At 67.4% G+C, this 17,490-nt stretch carries 18 protein-coding genes; 11 read left to right on the top strand and 7 right to left on the bottom strand.

Going from position 1 to position 17,490, the window contains the following annotated elements:
- The coding region (locus tag VGH85_22260) for an NUDIX hydrolase (GenBank protein ID HEY2176543.1) at positions 1-393 on the top strand (393 nt) is incomplete at its 5' end.
- A 328-nt stretch (positions 394-721) separates the two neighbouring features.
- Here VGH85_22260 and VGH85_22265 read toward each other — a convergent pair.
- From VGH85_22265 to VGH85_22280, 4 genes are all read right to left on the bottom strand, one after another.
- Positions 722-994 (bottom strand): YciI family protein, encoded by a 273-nt coding sequence (locus VGH85_22265; protein ID HEY2176544.1) that lies wholly within the window; start codon positions 992-994, stop codon positions 722-724.
- Positions 991-1,464: an SRPBCC family protein gene (locus tag VGH85_22270; protein HEY2176545.1), complete on the bottom strand. Its 474-nt coding sequence runs from the start codon at positions 1,462-1,464 to the stop codon at positions 991-993. Before VGH85_22270 ends, VGH85_22265 begins: the two co-directional genes overlap by 4 nt.
- Positions 1,461-1,760 carry a metalloregulator ArsR/SmtB family transcription factor gene (locus VGH85_22275; protein ID HEY2176546.1) on the bottom strand — a complete coding sequence of 100 codons (300 nt, stop codon included), beginning with the start codon at positions 1,758-1,760 and terminating at the stop codon, positions 1,461-1,463. Before VGH85_22275 ends, VGH85_22270 begins: the two co-directional genes overlap by 4 nt.
- Before the next feature lie 106 nt (positions 1,761-1,866).
- Positions 1,867-2,529: a DUF1345 domain-containing protein gene (locus tag VGH85_22280; GenBank protein HEY2176547.1), complete on the bottom strand. Its 663-nt coding sequence runs from the start codon at positions 2,527-2,529 to the stop codon at positions 1,867-1,869.
- A gap of 142 nt (positions 2,530-2,671) precedes the next feature.
- On the opposite strand from VGH85_22280, the gene VGH85_22285 reads away from it, so the two are divergent.
- From VGH85_22285 to VGH85_22295, 3 genes are read left to right on the top strand one after another with little or no spacing between them, the layout of a single operon-like run.
- Positions 2,672-3,316 carry a DedA family protein gene (locus VGH85_22285; protein HEY2176548.1) on the top strand — a complete coding sequence of 215 codons (645 nt, stop codon included), beginning with the start codon at positions 2,672-2,674 and terminating at the stop codon, positions 3,314-3,316.
- Positions 3,313-4,218: an undecaprenyl-diphosphate phosphatase gene (locus VGH85_22290; GenBank protein HEY2176549.1), complete on the top strand. Its 906-nt coding sequence runs from the start codon at positions 3,313-3,315 to the stop codon at positions 4,216-4,218. Before VGH85_22285 ends, VGH85_22290 begins: the two co-directional genes overlap by 4 nt.
- Before the next feature lie 30 nt (positions 4,219-4,248).
- Complete coding sequence (locus tag VGH85_22295; protein ID HEY2176550.1) at positions 4,249-5,373, top strand: glycosyltransferase family 4 protein; 1,125 nt, start codon at positions 4,249-4,251, stop codon at positions 5,371-5,373.
- 30 nt (positions 5,374-5,403) lie between these two features.
- On the opposite strand, the gene VGH85_22300 is transcribed toward VGH85_22295, so the two are convergent.
- The 3 genes from VGH85_22300 to VGH85_22310 all read right to left on the bottom strand — a co-directional run bounded on the left by VGH85_22300 (position 5,404) and on the right by VGH85_22310 (position 9,164).
- Positions 5,404-6,099, bottom strand: coding sequence for an SDR family oxidoreductase (locus VGH85_22300; GenBank protein HEY2176551.1), 696 nt, complete (start codon positions 6,097-6,099; stop codon positions 5,404-5,406).
- A gap of 104 nt (positions 6,100-6,203) precedes the next feature.
- A complete protein-coding gene (locus VGH85_22305; protein HEY2176552.1) occupies positions 6,204-8,492 on the bottom strand; it encodes an FUSC family protein in 2,289 nt (762 codons plus the stop codon).
- A 57-nt stretch (positions 8,493-8,549) separates the two neighbouring features.
- On the bottom strand, positions 8,550-9,164 hold the full coding sequence (locus tag VGH85_22310) for a hypothetical protein (protein ID HEY2176553.1): 615 nt from the start codon (positions 9,162-9,164) through the stop codon (positions 8,550-8,552).
- Between the two features lie 366 nt (positions 9,165-9,530).
- Between VGH85_22310 and VGH85_22315 the strand changes: the two genes are divergently transcribed.
- From VGH85_22315 to VGH85_22345, 7 genes are read left to right on the top strand one after another with little or no spacing between them, the layout of a single operon-like run.
- The gene (locus tag VGH85_22315; GenBank protein HEY2176554.1) at positions 9,531-10,433 is read left to right on the top strand and encodes an SIS domain-containing protein; all 903 of its coding nucleotides are present in this window, start codon (positions 9,531-9,533) and stop codon (positions 10,431-10,433) included.
- 31 nt (positions 10,434-10,464) lie between these two features.
- The gene (locus VGH85_22320) at positions 10,465-11,805 is read left to right on the top strand and encodes a sugar ABC transporter substrate-binding protein (protein ID HEY2176555.1); all 1,341 of its coding nucleotides are present in this window, start codon (positions 10,465-10,467) and stop codon (positions 11,803-11,805) included.
- Between the two features lie 31 nt (positions 11,806-11,836).
- A complete protein-coding gene (locus VGH85_22325) occupies positions 11,837-12,781 on the top strand; it encodes a sugar ABC transporter permease (protein ID HEY2176556.1) in 945 nt (314 codons plus the stop codon).
- A complete protein-coding gene (locus VGH85_22330) occupies positions 12,774-13,658 on the top strand; it encodes a carbohydrate ABC transporter permease (protein ID HEY2176557.1) in 885 nt (294 codons plus the stop codon). Before VGH85_22325 ends, VGH85_22330 begins: the two co-directional genes overlap by 8 nt.
- 40 nt (positions 13,659-13,698) lie before the next feature.
- The gene (locus tag VGH85_22335) at positions 13,699-14,856 is read left to right on the top strand and encodes an FAD-dependent oxidoreductase (protein ID HEY2176558.1); all 1,158 of its coding nucleotides are present in this window, start codon (positions 13,699-13,701) and stop codon (positions 14,854-14,856) included.
- Positions 14,857-14,913: 57 nt separating this feature from the next.
- Positions 14,914-15,981, top strand: a complete 1,068-nt coding sequence (locus VGH85_22340; protein ID HEY2176559.1) for an amidohydrolase family protein — start codon at positions 14,914-14,916, stop codon at positions 15,979-15,981.
- A gap of 33 nt (positions 15,982-16,014) precedes the next feature.
- Complete coding sequence (locus VGH85_22345; protein HEY2176560.1) at positions 16,015-17,490, top strand: DUF4832 domain-containing protein; 1,476 nt, start codon at positions 16,015-16,017, stop codon at positions 17,488-17,490.

The following is a 17,490-nucleotide window of genomic DNA, read 5'->3' on the forward strand; positions in this document are numbered from 1 at the left end:
CGCGTGTTCGACGACCCGCATCGGGACGACCGGGGACGAGTGCTATCAGTCGCCCACGTCGACGTCCTCCCGGCCGACCGGTTGCGGGGACGCCATCCGGGCACGCGACTGGCCTTAGTCGACGTACCGGGACGCCTGCCCTATGGGCACGGCGACATCATCCGGCTGGCCGTCGAGGATCTCCGGGCCAGGTACGCCGCGAGGCCGGATCCTGATGGGCTGCTCCCTCGCGAGTTCACCGTGCGTGAGCTACGAATCGTTCACGAGGCGGTCGCCGGCGTCCCGTTGCAACGCGACACGTTCCGCCGGGCGATCCAGGATCAGCTCGTCGCGACGGGGACCAGATCTGCCGGCGCGCGCGGACGACCAGCCGAGCTGTTTACGCGCGACTGACGGACGGTTGCGACCTAGGAGGCCGGTTCCCGCAGCTCGATTGCGTTGCCTTCAGGATCGTGTATTCGCGCGAACTGCCCTGTCTCGGACGAGTTCCATTCGGGCTTCACGATCACGTCGACTCCGCTGGCGGCTAGCTGTTCGACCAGGCTGGCTAGTTCGCTGACACGCAGATTGAGCATGAACTGCTTGTCGGTCGCCCAGTAATCGGTGCCCGCCTCGAAGGGTGCGAAGACGGGAGGTCCGCTCTTCGTCTTCCCCTCTCGACCGAGCTCGGTGACTCAGACGGTCCACCAGCGTGCACGCAGATTGTGTCATCTGCCGGCGGTCAGTCGGTCAGGATCTCGTTCCAGTCCCTGATGTCGACGTTGCGTACGACGCCGTGGACGACGAACGGATCGCCGGCGGCGAACGCTTCGGCGCTCTCGCGGGTACGGAAGATTGACATCGCACCCTCTGTCTGGGGGTCGGCGAAAGTGCCGACCATCAGCAGATCGCCGCGCTCGTGGAACTCGTCGAGCCGAGCCTTGTGTGCCGGGAAATGTGGCGGCGCCGTGAGATGCACATCGGGTGCGGACTCGTAAAGCACGACGTACTTCATGCCGGCACGCCCGTACGTGCGGCGAAGGCGGCCAGCGTGGCGGTCCACGCGTCGGGGCCGTCGAACATCTTGCGCATCCGGTCGGCGTCGGGCCCGTAGTTGTCGAAGTCGCGGTGGGCGAGCTCGACGAGTGTGTGCTGGTCGTCCTGGGCGGTGAAGGTGAGCTCGATGGTGGTGATCAGGGCTGTGTCGAAAGACCATTCCGCGGAGATCTGCCATGTGATGATCAGGCGTGCGGGCGGATCCCACGACGCCACGTAGCCCGTGGACGTCTCCGTGCCGTCGGTGTGGCGGGTGTACCAGCGACCACCCTCGCGCGGCTCGATGATGATCTGCTCGATCGGTGCGCTTCCGATGTGATGGTCGCTCGGCCACCACTCGGTCATGTGCGTGGTGAAGAGGTCGAACGCCCGCGCCGGGTCGACGCCGACGACGATCTGCTGCCGGACGGCACCGGTGGAATCGATCATGTCTCTTCGTCCTTCGCTTCGTCGGTGTAGTCCTTGAACGCCACGAGAGATCGCTGCCAGAACTGGTCGAGGTGCGCGCGCAGAACGGCGAGGCCGGCCGGATCGACCTGGTACAGGCGTCGCGTGCCCGCCCTGTGATCCACCACGAGGCCGACGTCCTTGAGGACCTTCAGGTGCTGCGAGACCGCAGGCCGGCTCAGCGGCAACGTCGCAGCGAGTTCCCCGACGGCGTACGGGCGGTCGGCCAGCTGATCGAGGATGGCCTGTCTCGACGGGTCGCCGAGTGCCGCCAGCATTGCCGTTCCGTTCGTCACCACGAACCGTAAGGTAGCACGAACGGATCCGTCGAGGGAAGGGCTCGTGGTACGCCGTTGGACTGCATGGTCCTTCGAAGTGGCGGCCTCAGTGGGAACTGCTGGCCAGACTCGCGACCAGGTTGACGGTCGCGGCGAGGATCAGTGATCCGAACAGGTACGACAGCAACGCGTGGCGCAGCGCGGTCGCCCGGATGGTGTGGCTGGTGATGTCGGTGTCGGACACCTGGAAGGTCATTCCGACGGTGAAAGCCAGGTAGGCGAAGTCGCTGTATCGGGGCGGCGAGGTCTGCTTGAAGTTCACGCCGTGGTTGTCGTCGGTGTAATAGAGCAGCGCATAGCGGAGGGTGAACAGGGTGTGCACCACGACCCAGGACACGGCGACGCTCATGACGCCGAGCGCCGCAGCGACGGCCTGCGCGGCACCCGTGGACGAGCTCGCGCGCACCAGCAGATAGCCCACGCCGGCCAGGCTGGCGATGCTGGCGCCGATGATCAGCAGCTGCGTTTCCCGCTTCGGCGGATCCTCCCGGGTCGCATGGTTGGCCGTCTGGGCCGGGTCCATGCCCGAGACGACGGCCCAGGTCCAGGTGAGATAGACGATCGCGCCGCAGATCCACCCGAGCGCCGGTGCGTAGACCCAACTTCCCAGCGTCCCCGCAATGACGGCGACGGCGAGGCCGACGACGACGCCCACGGTGATCCGGGTTCGCGCCGGCCTCGCATCAGTGCTGCGATCCTCGGAAGTCACGGCGCCAGTCAATCAGCCACCCGCCGGGGGAGGTCCGCCGACGCGCGCCCGTTGCGGAGACCTCGACGGTCCCGTTGACCGGAATCTCGCCAACATCTACTACACTTCTGTAGTAGTCGCGCCGAGATGAGGGAGTTGAGTCGTGTTGGCGGCACAAACCTATGCGGTCAACCTGCTCGATCCGCACAGCCTGCTGTCCAGCTTCGGCACGCTCGGGATCTTCGTGATCCTCTTCGCCGAGACCGGCCTGCTGGTCGGGATCTTCCTGCCAGGTGACTCGCTGCTCTTCACCGCGGGCCTGCTCTGCACCACGAAAGTCCACAGCACCCTGCACCTCTCGCTCCCGGCCGTGCTGGTCGCGGCCGTGGCCGGAGCACTGCTCGGCGCGCAGGTCGGGTATCAGATCGGGCGCAGCGGCGGCCCGTTACTGACCGAGCGGGGCAGAGGTGCCCGCGTCGCCACCGCCGTCGCGCGGGCGCGAGAGGTCTTCGACCGGTACGGGCAGGCGAAAGCCATCGTGCTGGCCCGGTTCATCCCGTTCGTGCGCACGGTCATGAACCCGCTCGCCGGCATGATGCGCGTGCCGGTGCGCACCTTCGTCATCTGGCAGGTCGTCGGCGGCCTGCTCTGGTCGGTCGGCGTGACGGTGGCCGGCTACGCCCTCGGCTCACGGATCCCGAGCATCGACAAGTACCTACTGCCGATCATCGCGCTGATCGTCATCATCTCGCTGATCCCGGTGGCGCTCGAAGTCCGTCGGGCACGGGCTGAGCGGACCAGCAGGTGACCGGCCAGCTGAGTTGGCTTGAAGCCGGCGTCGTCGGCGCCGTACAGGGCGTCTCCGAACTCTTTCCCGTCTCCAGTCTCGGGCACAGCGTGCTCATCCCCGCCTGGATCGGGGGAACGTGGGCCCAGGACCTCGACGTGTCGCGCCCGGAGTCGCCGTACCTCGCGTTCATCGTCGGACTGCACGTCGCCACCGCGATCGCGCTCATCATCTACTTCTGGCGCGACTGGGTGCGGATCATCGGCGGCCTGGTGACCAGCATCGTCCGGCGGGAGGTCGTCACCGCCGACCAGCGGCTGGCTTGGCTACTGGTACTGGCCACGATTCCGGTCGGTCTCGTCGGGCTGCTCGCCGAACACTGGTTCCGCACCACGTTGGCGAGACCCTGGCCGACGGCCGTCTTTCTCATGATCAACGGTCTGATCCTGATCGGCGCGGAGCAGCTGCGCCGCCGATCGGGGTCGCTGGACACGCAGTACGTCGACGAGCGGATCACCGGCCCGATTTCCGATCAGCGCATCGCGAAGCTGCCGGTCGGGCAGGCGGTGTTGATCGGGTCGGCGCAGATCTTGGCGCTGGCTCCGGGGATCTCCCGTTCCGGCGTCACCATGGTCACCGGCATGGTGCGCGGGCTGACCCGCGAAGACGCCGCGCGCTTCTCCTTCCTCCTCGCCACTCCGGTCATCCTGGCCGCGGGAGCACTGAAGCTCGGCGACCTGTCGGGTCCGTTGGGCAACGGCATCCGGGGACAGGTGCTCTTCGGGTCGGTCCTGTCCGGGGTCGGCGCCTACCTGTCGGTGCGCTTCCTCACCCGCTACCTGGCCAACCGCTCGCTGCGTCCCTTCGGCGTTTACTGCCTCCTGGTCGGCGCCGGGAGCCTGCTCTTGTTCGCGATCCGGTGAGCCGGCGTCGGGGATGCGCCGTTGAGAATCGTGCATGTCAGTGACTGTTACCTGCCGCGGCTCGGCGGGATAGAACGCCAGGTCCACGATCTGGCCGTTCGTCAGCGACGGCGCGGCCACGAGGTGCAGATCGTGACCTGCGTCGCCGACGGACAGCCCGAACCCGTCGACGGGCTGCCGGTCCGGCGTCCCCGGCCGCGGTCCGGTGAGTACGCCGGAACGATCCGTTACGGCTGGTCGGTTCGCGGCCGCCGCGCCGTACTCGACGGGGCCTTCGACGTGGTGCATGTGCACGCCTCAACGATGTCGCCACTGGCCTTCTCGACCGCCGCGGCCACGGCCAACCGCGGCATTCCGACGGTGCTCACCGCGCATTCGCTGTGGGCCTACGCCTCGCCGCTCTTCCGGTGCGCAGATCTCGCTATGGGGTGGCGCCGCTGGCCGCTGACATGGTCGGCGGTGAGTGCGGTGGCCGCCGGACCGCTGCAGCGGGTCCTCGGACCCGAAGTCCCGGTCGCGATCCTGCCCAACGGGGCCGAGGCACCGCCGCGGAGAACGCCACCGGTCCCGCGAGACCCGGGCCGGATCGTGGTCGCGAACGTCGGTCGCCTGGCACGACGCAAGAGACCCCGGCAGCTGCTGCGGATGCTGCGCCGGGCCCGCCTCGCCATACCGGCACAGATCCGCCTGGAGGCCGTGATCGCGGGGGACGGCCCGTTGGCGCCGTCACTTGCGCGCTACCTCGAGCACCACGGGATGACCGACTGGGTGCATCTGGTCGGCGCGGCCGACCACGACCAGATCCGAGCGATGCACGAGCTTGCCGACTTCTACGTCGCCCCGGCCACTCTCGAGTCGTTCGGAATCGCCGCGCTCGAGGCGCGGTGCGCCGGCCTCCCGGTGATAGCCCACGCCGGCACCGGGATCGCGGAGTTCATCACCGACGGTGTGGAGGGCCTGCTCGCCGCGGACGACAACGACATGGTCGACCGCATCGTGGACCTGGCGAGGACGCCGGCGAAACTTGCCCGGATGCGTCACCACAATGCGAGTACGCCGGCGCGGATCACGTGGGACGACGTACTCCAACAAAGTGAGACGCTCTACGAAGGCGCTCTCGACAGCACGCCGACCCGTGCCCGGTCTCTCAGGTGAATAGTTAGCCCACCCGAAGCAGGACCGCGGTCATCCTGCCTTGAAGGCTTCGCGGCGCATCATCTGGAACAGCGTGGGGGCGCCCTCGGAGGTCGTCACCGCGACCGCCTTGCGCAAGAACCGCATCTCGGTCGCCTGGTCGAGCAGGCTCGCGGCGAGGTCGGCGCGGCTGGTGAAGACGCCGGGCGCCTGGTCTTCGTGCAGCGCGTAGGTCGTCACCGCGGGCGCATCGAACAGCCCGGACGGACGCATGATGGTCCACTCGAGGTCGCTGGCGCGGACGAGTTCCTCCATGCGGCGCATGTCGGCGTACGTCGACTTTCCGATGGTCGCGGTGATCAGCGGCTGCATCACCCGATTGAGCAGGAAGCCGCCGTCGGCGTGGTGATGTGGATCGGTTGCGCTCGAGCTCACCACGGCCAGCCGCTTGACCCCGTGTCGGGACATCGCGGCGACGATATTGGCCGTGCCGTCGCTGTAGACGGTGATCGGCTTGCGGGTGAACGGAACGCCGACCGTCGACAGGACGACATCGGCCGCTTCTACTGCACGCTCGACCGCCGGCGGGTCGTGCACGTCGGCTTCGACGACGGTGAGCCGATCGTGCGTGAGTGGGAAGTCGGCCGGTCGGCGGGTCACTGCCGTGACGTCATGCCGGGCGGCCAGCGCCTGCTCGGTGAGCAGTCGACCGGTGGAGCCATTGGCTCCGAAGACGACAATCCTCATGGGAACGCTCCCTGATCCGCGATGGGCGGATCTCGATAATGCGAGATAGATAAGATACGTAATTCATATCATCGGACAAGTAGCAGCGCAACCGATGCTGAGGGCTAGTCGGTCAGCCACGCCCGGGGTGATTGCTGCATCAGGGCAACCGCCCGGGCGGCCGGGAGTACGTCGGCCTGCAGGCGCCGGGCCGCGTCGATGTGGTCGCCCGTCCAGATCATCTTGACTGCTGTCGCCGTTCCCCGGCCGTCCTCGCCGTTGAGATCGCGCCGGACGGCATCGATCAACCGCTGGTCGGCGGTCGCGTCGTGACCGAGTTGGTCGGGCAGACGACCGCCGCCGGCCAGCGCCCGCGCGGTCGACTGGTACCACTGCACGAGCACCGCTCCGGCGTCGACGATCTCGACCCGCGCCGCCGCCCGGTCACCGGTCGGCGCGCCGTCGTCGCCCTCCCACAGGTCGCGGATCGCGTCGGCGGTGAGCCGGAGTACGGCGACGGAGGTGACCAGGGTGGTGACGTCGGCCATGGCGATGTGCTTGGTGCCGCGCTCGGCGAGGAATTCGCGGAAGGCATCGTCGAGCCGACGCGCTGCGGCGGCCGCCCGCCGGCTCTCCCCGTCCGGAACGGCGGAGGAGGGGACGACCGCATCGCATCGGGTGACGCCGTACTCGATGGTGCTGCGCAGGTAGCTCACGCCGTCGGAGAAGCCGGCCGCCAGAGCCTGTCCGAGCACCGATCCCGCGCCGCGCGGCCAGAAGAGCACCCCGACCACGAGGCTGACGGCGCAGCCGATCGCCACGTCCTCGACCCGCACCAGCCCGATCGACCAGCCCGCCGGCTGGATGATGTTGAAGAGGATCAGCAGGGTCATGGTGAAGCCGGTCTGGCCCGCGGTGAACGAGATGGCTGCGGGTGCGAACCCGGTGAAGGCGACGGCGAAGGGAAGCAGCGCCCACAACACCGTTGTGTTGCTCCCGATCGCGAACACGATAGCGCCGCCGATGATGATGCCGACGACGGTTCCCAGCAGCGCGCGTAATGCGTTCTGACCTGTGTTCAGGGCGTTGGAGCGAAGTACGGCGAGGGTGCCGAAGACCACCCAGAAGGAGTGTTGGACGCCGGTCAGCTCGCCTACGAGTACGGCGAGGCTGAGCCCGATGGCACCGCGGACACTGTTGTGCAGCCACACCGAGTGTCGATCGACCTGGGCACCGGCCCGCCGCTGTGCCGTGGACAGCGCTGCGGACACCTCTTCGGGACGACGGCCCAGGAGGTGGTCCCGCCAGCTACGCCGCCGGGCGGCGACGGTCAGTTCGATGTTCCCGGCGATCGCCGAGGTCGCGAAGCTCATCTCCTGGGCCCGGAAACTCGGCTCCAGCGAGCTGACGAACTCGGTGACAGTTCCGTCCGCCGGATGCCCTGTGCGGTGCACCGGGAGCATGGCGATGACCGCCTGCTCCATCGTGTGCCGCGCCTCCTGCAGCCGGTGCAGGGGGGACTCGAGATCGCCCGGCTCACCGCCCGGTGACTCCAGCAGCTCGGCACCGGACTCGAGCAGCGCGGCGGCGGCGACCTTGACGTCGCAGATCAACGCGTCGGTCGGCCCGGGGTGCTGGTCCAGCGGCATCCGGGCGAGCACGGAATCCAGCCACACCACCTGGTCGACGAGCCGGACCAGCGCGCGCGCCGCGGTGCTGAGCCCGGTCGGGCGGTAGGGGGTGCCGAAGAACGAGGTTCGGAGCGCCGCGACCTTGTCCTCCGCCTCCTCGACGAGCGCGGTGACGGCCGCCAGCCGGTCGGACGCCCAGCTCTCTCGCACGCAGTCCGCTTCGGCCCGCAGTCGTCGGGCCAGCGACGCGCACGCCTCCGCCGTCGGCCGCCGCAGCGGTTCACGGGTCGGCGTCGGCCACAGCAGGGTGATCGCGATGAGGGAGGCCGCGCCGGCCATCAGCCAGCCGAGGATCCGGTCCGGGATGGCATCGATCGAGCCACCCAACATGACCGGGAGGATGAAGCTGATGATGATCGCCGTCGTCGCGCTCGCCAGCACCGAGCTGATGATGCCGACGAAGAGCGCGGCGAAGGCGACCACGAGCATCCCGGCGGCCGCGACCCACGTCTCCTGTGCGCACAGCGTGCCCACGCAGATCAGCACCACTCCGGTCAGCACGAGCGCCAGATGTGCTTGGACCCGTTCCCGCACCGAGCCGCCGAAGTCGACGAACAACAGCATCGCGAGGGACCCGAACGCAGCGAAGACCGCAGTGTTCGGGTTGTGCATGAGCAGGTCGGCGATCGCGAAGAGTCCGGGCGCGACGATCGCGGCGCGGACGGAGCGCCGGAGAGCCGACAGGCCCGGGTCGCGCGCCCGGACCCACGTGAGGATGCTCACCGGCTCCATTCTGGACTACCGGGTCTCGTTGCGAGGGCGCTCTGCAGACGCAGTCCGCTACCGGGCGGTGTCGTCGATCTGCACCGGATACCCGGCCCGCAGTACGGCGACGGTCGAGGGCGGCGTGATGGCGGTCGCGACACCCTCGACCGGTCGCGGACGTCGGGCCGCGTATCCGTCCGGCCCCCACTCCGTGAGGTGGTCGCCGACGACCACGGCGGGGGTCTGGTCGAGCAGCACGAAGGCGCCGTCCGGAAGGTCCGTCCACGGCAGCTGGTGCAGCCGGCGACGGTGGGTGCCGCGCTCGATCCGCTCGCCGTGCAACTGCCGATTGATCTCCTTGGCTGATGGCACCTCGACACCGAGCTCGGTCGTCCAGGCGGTGCGATAGGCGTTGTAGTCGGCGCGCCGGCATTCCGCGCACGGGCGATGTCCCGCCGCAAAGGACACGGCCTCGTCGTGGAAGAAGAGGAATGTGTAGTGGTGCGGTCGCCACTGGTCCTGCTTGCGTCCGCGGAATTCGAGTACGCAGGTGATCCAGAGGTCGCTGGCATGGAAGCGGGCGATGTCCCTGCCACGGTGGATGATCCCTCGATTGCCGGTCCACGCGCCGCGCAGCGGGATCGCGACGATGTCGCCGGTCGGCGTAACCCGGTTACGGGCAGGGGCCATCACACACCTCTCCAACCGATCGGGCGCGGCTGCATCCCGACGTTCGTCGAGTATTCCGACTGTCGGCCGATCTATCGCGTGACACTCTGAGCCGCTGATCGAGAACGATCATCGTTGACAGGCTCGGCACGCGCTGCGCAGCTTTGCACAACCTATTTCCCGCTGGAGTGCGCGGCAACCTCCAGTCGTGTGCCTGCTGGCTGCCGCGGCGCCTGCTACCGAAGGATCCGGCAAATGGGACAGCCGACAGCTGCGTTACAACTGCGTAAATCAAGCAAAGAGAGGGGTTACATCTGATCAGTCGGGGGGCTAGTGTGCATTTTCGAGCGCCAGCGTCCAGAACGAGAAACAGAATCGAGCGGTGTGATGACGGTCCTGAGATCGCACGTCGAGGAGGAGCTGGCGTCTCAACCGGACTGCTGGGCGCGTGCCGCTGATGCGGCCTCGGGTTACGCCGACGTCCTTCCGGCGGCCGGCGAGCGGGTGGCGGTCATCGGTTGTGGCACGTCGCTACACGTCGCCGCCGCCTACGCGGCCGCTCGCGAAGAGGCCGGTGCCGGCCTGACGGACGCATTTCCCGCATCCGAGGCTCGGCTCGATCGCGGTTACGACGTCATCCTGGCGTTGAGTCGGTCCGGCACCACGACCGAGGTGATCGACTCGTTGTCCGGCGCTCCCGCGGGAGCCCGGCGCCTGACCATCACCGCAGACGAGCGGGCGCCTCTTGGCGCACACACCAATGACCAGATTGTGCTCGACTACGCCGACGAGCACGCCGTCGTCCAGACCCGATTCGCCACGACGTCGTTGGCACTGCTCGTGACCAGCCTCGGGATCGACATCGGGCTCGCCGTCAAGCAGGCCCGCGACCTGCTCGGCGAGGAGGTGGACAACTCGCTCGTCGATCGCCCGCACTACGTGTTCCTCGGGCGCGGCTGGACTGTCGGCGTCGCCGCGGAAGCGGCGTTGAAGGTGCGCGAGGCGGCGGCCGCCTGGAGTGAGACCTACCCCGCAATGGAATACCGGCATGGACCTCTGTCGGCGGCCACCGACCGCAGTGTCGTCTGGTTCATCGGAGAGCCACCGGCCGGGCTCATCACCGACATCTCGATCTCCGGCGCCACCATCGTCGCCGACACGCTGGAACCACTGGCGGACCTGGTCCGCGCTCAACGGATCGCCGTAGCAACTGCCCGTGCACGCGGCCTCGATCCCGACCGACCGCGCTATCTGTCGCGATCGGTCGTCCTGGAACCGGGCCAACACTAACTATCGGGTCGCACACCGGAGGATGGGCACAATGACGCAGCACAAACCCACAACGTCAGACCGGCAATCGGAATGGGCGCAGCCATCGCGCCGGAAGGTCCTTGCCTCGATACCGGCCGCGCTGCTCATGGGGGCGGCGGCCTGCAGCAAGTCCTCGTCCTCGTCGTCCATCGCGAGCGAGAAGAAGCAGAGCGGTCCGGTCACGTTGACCTACGGCCTGTGGGACGACACGCAGATGCCGGCCATGAAGAAGATCATCGCCGAGTTCGAGAAGGCCAACCCTAAAATCACCATCCGCACCGCGGTGACGCCGTGGGACTCCTACTGGACCAAGCTGCAGACGGCGGCGACCGGTGGCAGCGCGCCGGACGTGTTCTGGATGACCCTTGCCTACGCTCAGCTCTACGAGTCGAACGGCGTGCTCATGCCGCTGACGAAGCCGGTGGCATCGGCCAAGATCGACATGTCGCAGTACGACCCGGCGATCGTCAAGGGCTACACGTGGGGCAACGACATCTACGCGCTGCCGAAGGACATCGACAGCATCGCCCTCTGGTACAACAAGAAGCTCTTCGCCGAGGCGAACCTGAAGGCGCCGGACAACTCCTGGGGATGGTCCGATGTCCTCGCCGCCGCCCAGCGGCTGACGAAGGGTGACGTGCACGGGATCGCCGCCACCCTGTCCGATCAGCAGACCTACTACAACACGATCCCGCAGGCCGGCGGCCAGGTCATCTCCGACGACGGCCGCAAGTCCGGCTACGACTCGCCCGCCGCCATCGCCGGCCTCGAGTTCTGGACCGACATGATCAACAAGTACCACGTGTCGCCGTCGCTGCAGCAGATGACGGACACCGACCCGCAGCAGATGTTCGGCGCGGGGAAGATCGGCATGTACTACGGCGGCTCCTGGGAATCGGTCGCGTTGAAGGCCATCCCGTACGCGTTGAAGAACGTGGATGTCGTACCGATCCCGCAGGGAAAGACGCGAAAGACCGTGAGCAACGGCCTGGGGAACGTCATCTTCGCGAAGACCAAGTATCCCCGGGAGGCCTGGGCATTCGTACAGTTCCTCGGTTCCAAGCGGGCCGCGGAGATCCAGGCCGAGAGCGGAGCGGTCATTCCGGCCACCAAGGGCACGGAGAGTGCCTGGGTCAAGTCCACCCCGCAGTTCAACCTGCAGACGTTCGTGGACGAGCTCCAGTACAACTACGGGTTCCCGGTGTCGATCAACACCCCGGCGTGGCGCGACTATGCGACGCAACACTTCACGGATGCATGGACGGGGAAGAAGCCCACGGCCGATGTCGCCCGCGCCATCGCCAAGCAGATGAACTCGTCGTTGGCGAAGGAACCCAAGCGCCCTAGCTGATCCAGCCGATACCAGCCGGAGGATGGCGGGCATGGTTGCAGTCACCGAGACCCCAGAGCGACAACAGACTCGGCGCAGTGTGCGCCGGCGCGGGTCGGCACGAAAAAGGATCGAGGCCCGCTGGGCGTGGATCCTCATCGCTCCGAGTCTGATCGGGCTGGGTGTCTTCTCGATCTGGCCGATCTTCCGGACGCTCTACTACTCCTTCACGCTGTGGGGACCGTTCGGTGGGCACACGTGGAACGGGTTGTCGAACTACAAGACCCTCTTCTCCGACTCCGAGGTGCTCAGATCGCTTCGGAACACCATCGTTTTCGCGGCTCTCTCGCTGCTGAGCGTGCCCATCGGCATCGTCGTTTCCGCGCTGCTCAACAGACAGGGGCTCAAGGGTCTTTCTATATATCGGACGATCTACTTCATCCCGGTGATCACGCTGCCCGCCGCGGTGGCGCTGATGTGGAGGTTCGTCTACAACGGCGACTACGGGCCGATCAACCAGGTGCTCGGCGCGGTCGGGATCAACGGCCCACACTGGACCTCGGACCCGTCGACGGCGCTCTATTCCGTCGCGGTCGTCGCGATCTGGTCATCGATCGGTTACAACATGGTCCTGTTCCTGGCCGGCATGCAGACGATCCCGCGGCAGTTCTACGAGGCTGCGGAGATCGATGGAGCGGGGCGGATCCGTCAGTTCTTCCAGATCACCCTTCCGTTGCTCAGTCCGACGATCTTCTTCGTCACGGTCATCAGCGTCATCAACGCACTGCAGGCTTTCGACCTGATCTACGTCATGATCGGAAAGAACAATCCGGCGTTGGCCGATAGCGAAACGATCGTCTACCTCTTCTACGAGAAGGGGTTCATCCAATCCAACGGTGGCTACGCGGCGGCGATCGCCTTCCTGCTCCTCGGCATCATCATCGTTTTCACGGCAGGGCAGTTCTGGTTGCAGAGGAGATGGGTGCACTATGACTAGCGCTACTGCGACCGCCACACCCGCGACCGCCGCAGCGGCGCGGCCCAAGAGGCGCCGCCGGCAGGGCCAGAGCCACCTCGTCGTGCATGTGGTCCTCATCGTGGGCGCTCTCCTGATGATCGCGCCGTTCCTGCTGGAGCTGCTGCTGTCCGTCGAGTCCTACGCCGAGGCCACGGCGGTGCCGCTGAACTTCTGGCCGGGAAAATGGTTGTGGTCGAACTACTCCGACGTGTTCGGGGCCATGCCGTTCCGGGCGATGTTCGTCAACACGGTGCTGATGACCGCCGGACGGACGCTCGGCCAGCTCATCTTCTGCTCGCTCGCCGGCTTTGCCTTCGCGAGGCTGAAGTTCCGGGGCAGCGGAGTGGTCTTCGGGCTGTTCCTGTCGGTCCTGATGGTCCCGTCCCAGCTGTTCCTGATCCCGCAGTACGAGATCATCAACGACCTGCACCTGCTCAACAGCCTTCCGGCACTGTTCCTCCCGGGCATCTTCAGCGCATTCGGCACGTTCCTGATGCGCCAGTTCTTCCTGCAACTGCCGAGAGAAGTCCAGGAGGCGGCCTACATCGACGGCGCGGGCCCGTTCCAGACGTTCTGGCGGGTGATGTTGCCGTTGGCCCGGCCGGGGCTCGTGGCGCTCGCGATCCTGGTGATCATCTGGTCGTGGAACGATCTGCTGTGGCCGCTGGTGGTCAACACCGACCCATCGAGCATGCCGGTGTCGGCGGGCCTGGCGACCCTGCAGGGCCAGTATCTGACCAATTACCCGGTCCTCATGGCCGGCTCGCTGATGGCGAGCATTCCGCTGATCGCCATCTTCGTGATCTTCCAGAAGCACTTCATCGAAGGCATCGCCTTCAGTGCCACGAAGGGATGAGGTCGGTGGCCGCTCGGGCGGGGCTATCAGAGGTGAGCCGATGAGTACGCCGACGCCGGATCTCGTCGTCGTCGGTGCCGGGATCGTCGGTCTGTCGGCCGCCTACGAGGCGGCCGGCCGCGGGCTTCGGGTCACGATCGTGGACGGCCGCCACCAGGGCTGGGCGACGGACGCCGGCGCGGGCATCGTCAATCCACTGGACCTCTCCGGCGGGCTGTCCGACGTGGAGCGTGCCCGGATTGCGCTCTCGGGCCCGGAGCATTACCGGGAGCTACTCGACCGGCTCCACGAGGACGGTGAGAGCGACGTCGGATTCGAACGTGTGGGACAGATCGTCGTCGCCAGGGACGATGACGAGGAGGCGGTGCTCGGTCAGCTCGCGGAAGGACTGACCGACAAGACGGTCCCGTCGCTCGCGGATTATCTCGGTGAGCCGCAGCGAATCACCGCGGCCGAGGCAACCGCGTCGGTGCCCTATCTCACCGCCGAGGTCCGGGCCCTTCTCCTCCCCGGTGTCGCGCGGGTGGACGGTCGGCGGATGGCCTCCGCCCTGACGCGCGCGGCCGCGCGACGCGGCGTGCACCGGCGGGACGGCATGGCCCGGATCGCGATGTCCGACGGCCGTGCGGTCGGAGTCGACGTCGACGGAGACCGGATCGCGGCGGGAAGTGTGGTCGTCGCATCAGGCGCCTGGCTGAGCGAGGATCCGAGCCTCCGTGCGCTCGACCACGCGGTCCGGCCGGTACGTGGGCAGATCGTGCACCTCGCGTATCCGCACGGGCCTCTCGGCAGGACGCCGATCGTGAGCAGCCTGGCAGGTCCGTATGTCCTCGCGTTCGACCCGGACCGCGTCGTCACCGGCGCCACCCACGAAGCCGCCGGGTTCGACTACCGGGTGACCGCCGGGGGAGTCGCTGCGGTCCTGGCCGACGGCCTGCGCCTCGCGCCCGGCCTCGCTGATGCGTCGATGGTGGAGACCCGGGTCGGATTTCGTCCCGTCAGCGCCGACGGTGCGCCGATCATCGGGCCGGTTCCCGGCATCGACGATCTGGTGGTTGCCACCGGGCTCGGCGCACATGGACTCACGCTCGGCCCTGTCGTGGGCGCGATCGCCGCGCGCATTGCCGTGGGACTCGACCCGGGGCAGGATGTTGCGGCGTTGCACCCTGGTCGTTTCCTGGCCCCGGCAGGGATATGACCGCTCATCAGCAGGTTCCGCAGGTTTGGCGTATGAGAGAGGACAGGGACGAGGATCGTGCAGACATCTGACCCGTCATCGATGTTGCTTCGGGACTTCACGCCGAAGGCGATGGTCCAGCTGCCGACGCACCTGGTGGACCGCGCCGCGGCGCCGGTCGTCGACGTACACAACCATCTCGGCCGGCGGCACGGGCCCGGTTGGTCCGCTCCCGACCTCGGCGAGCTGCTGTCGATGATGGATGCCTGCAACGTGGCGGCGATCGTCAATCTCGACGGCCAGTGGGAAGAGGAACTCGACGCGAATCTGGATCGGTACGACCGTGCCTACCCCGGACGGTTCGCCACGTTCGCCCGCCTCGACTGGCGTCAGTGCGAGAGCCCCGACTGGCCCAAGCTGCTGATCAGGAGCCTCGAGGATTCCGCCCGCCGCGGAGCGGCCGGACTCAAGGTGTGGAAGGACCTCGGTCTGCATCTTCGCGACGAGAACGGCGCGCTCCTTCTCGTCAACGACCCTCGACTCTCCGATGTCTGGGACACGCTCGCGGCACTCGACCTGCCCATGCTGATCCACACCGCCGACCCGTCCGCGTTCTTCGAGCCGCTCGACTCCCACAACGAAAGGCTGGAGGAGCTCCTCCGCCATCCGGACTGGCACTTCGCCGATGAGCAGTTCCCGCGGATGCCGGTCCTTCTGCAGGCCCTGGAAGATGTGGTCGCCGCGCACCCGAACCTCACCGTGATCGGGGCCCACGTCGGCTGCTTCGCCGAAGACCTCGGCTGGGTCGGGCGGATGATGAGCACCTACCCCAATTTCAATGCGGACATCGCCGCCCGCGTCCCAGAGCTCGGCCGGCAGCCACGCGCGACCAGGAGCCTGATCGACCAACACCCGGACCGGGTGCTCTTCGGCACCGACTGCTTCCCGCCTGACGCCGATTACTTCCGGCGGTACTTCCGATTCCTCGAGACCGACGACGAGTATTTCTCCTACTCGCCATCCGAACCACCGGGTTCAGGTCGCTGGACGATCTCCGGGGTGGACCTCGAGCCGGAGCAGCTCCGGAAGGTCTACGGAGAGAACGCCCGCAGGCTGATCCCCGCACTTCGTGATTCCACCGTCTAAGACGGCCGCCGGCATGCCAGGAATGGAGCTTCGATGAGGCCCGTGCGCAAGGTGCTTGCAGTCATGTCGATCGCGGCGACGCTCGCCGTGGTCCCCGCCGGCGTCGCCGTCGGTCAGCAGGGAACGAATCACACGACGACCGTCGGCTACCAGGCCAGCAGTGCGGTGGTGCCGAACCCGTCGCGTGGCTTCTACCACGTCGTCGACACCCACTACCTCGACGCGAGCGGCAAGGGCTGGGTGCCGATGAAAGCCGCGGAGATGCGCGCATGGCGGGCCGAGGGGATCACCCAGGTGCTCATGGAGGTCTATCTCGAGCACTTCGGCGGCGCACACGGAGCGTGGAACCTCAGCCCGGACCTGCTTCGGAAGGTCAACGCCGATTTTGCCGCCGCGCGCAGCGCCGGGGTCGGGGTGATTCTTCGATTTGCCTACACCCTGCCGCCGGACGGGGTGTGGCCCCCGCCGACGCCGTACGGCGACGCGCCGGTCGCGCGCACCCTGCACCACATCGCCCAGCTCGGCCCGGTGCTGCGCCGCAACGCCGATGTCATCGAGACGGTGCAGCAGGGCTTCATCGGCCTGTGGGGCGAGGGCTACTACAGCGACTACTTCTCCGACCCGAAGGATCCGTCGGTGGTCACCGACCAGAACTGGGCGGACCGGGGGAAGGTGCTGCACGCGCTGCTGAACGTGCTGCCCAAGACGGTCACCGTGCAGCTGCGCACCATGTACATGAAGCAGCGCATTCTCGGTGTGCCGACCGGCACGAAGGGCGCGCTCACGCCAGGGCAGGCATTCTCCGGCAGTGATCTGTCCCGGGTGGGCTTCCACAACGACTGCTTCCTTGCCAGCGCTGACGACTTCGGTACGTTCCTGTCCGATCCGCTCAGCCTGGACGAGGACTACCTGGCGGCCGACAGCCGCTACGTCCCCGTCGGCGGGGAGACCTGTGCGGTCAACCCGCCGAAGTCGGAGTGGCCGAGTGCCGAGGCGCTGATGGCCCGCTTCCACTACTCGTACCTCAACACCGAGTACAACCAGGACGTCCTGAAGACGTGGGGCAGCGCCGGATACCAGGAGGCGAGCGAGCGGCTCGGCTACCGGTTCACCCTCGTCGACGGGACGTTCTCGGATCAGGCGGACGCGGGCGGGCGGGTGCGGGTCGGTTTCGATGTGCGCAACGACGGCTTCGCCAGCCCGTACCAGAAGCGGCCCGCGCAGCTCGTCCTGACCAACGGCCGGCAAACGTATCGGCTCCCGATCTGCACCGACCCGCGGCGGTGGGAGTCGGGGAAGACAACAGCGGTCCGCACCGACGTGCGGGTGCCGTCATGGGTACGTCCGGGTCGTTACCAGTTGGCGCTAGCGCTTCCCTCGGCGTCCCGCTCGCTGGCCGGGGACCCCGACTACGCGATCCAGACCGCCAACACCGGTACCTGGGACGCCGCGCACGGCTGGAACAAGCTCGGCGCGACCGTTCTCGTCACCAATCACGACTGGAGCTAA

The organism is Mycobacteriales bacterium (genome assembly GCA_036497565.1).
Classification (GTDB): Bacteria; Actinomycetota; Actinomycetes; order Mycobacteriales; family QHCD01; genus DASXJE01.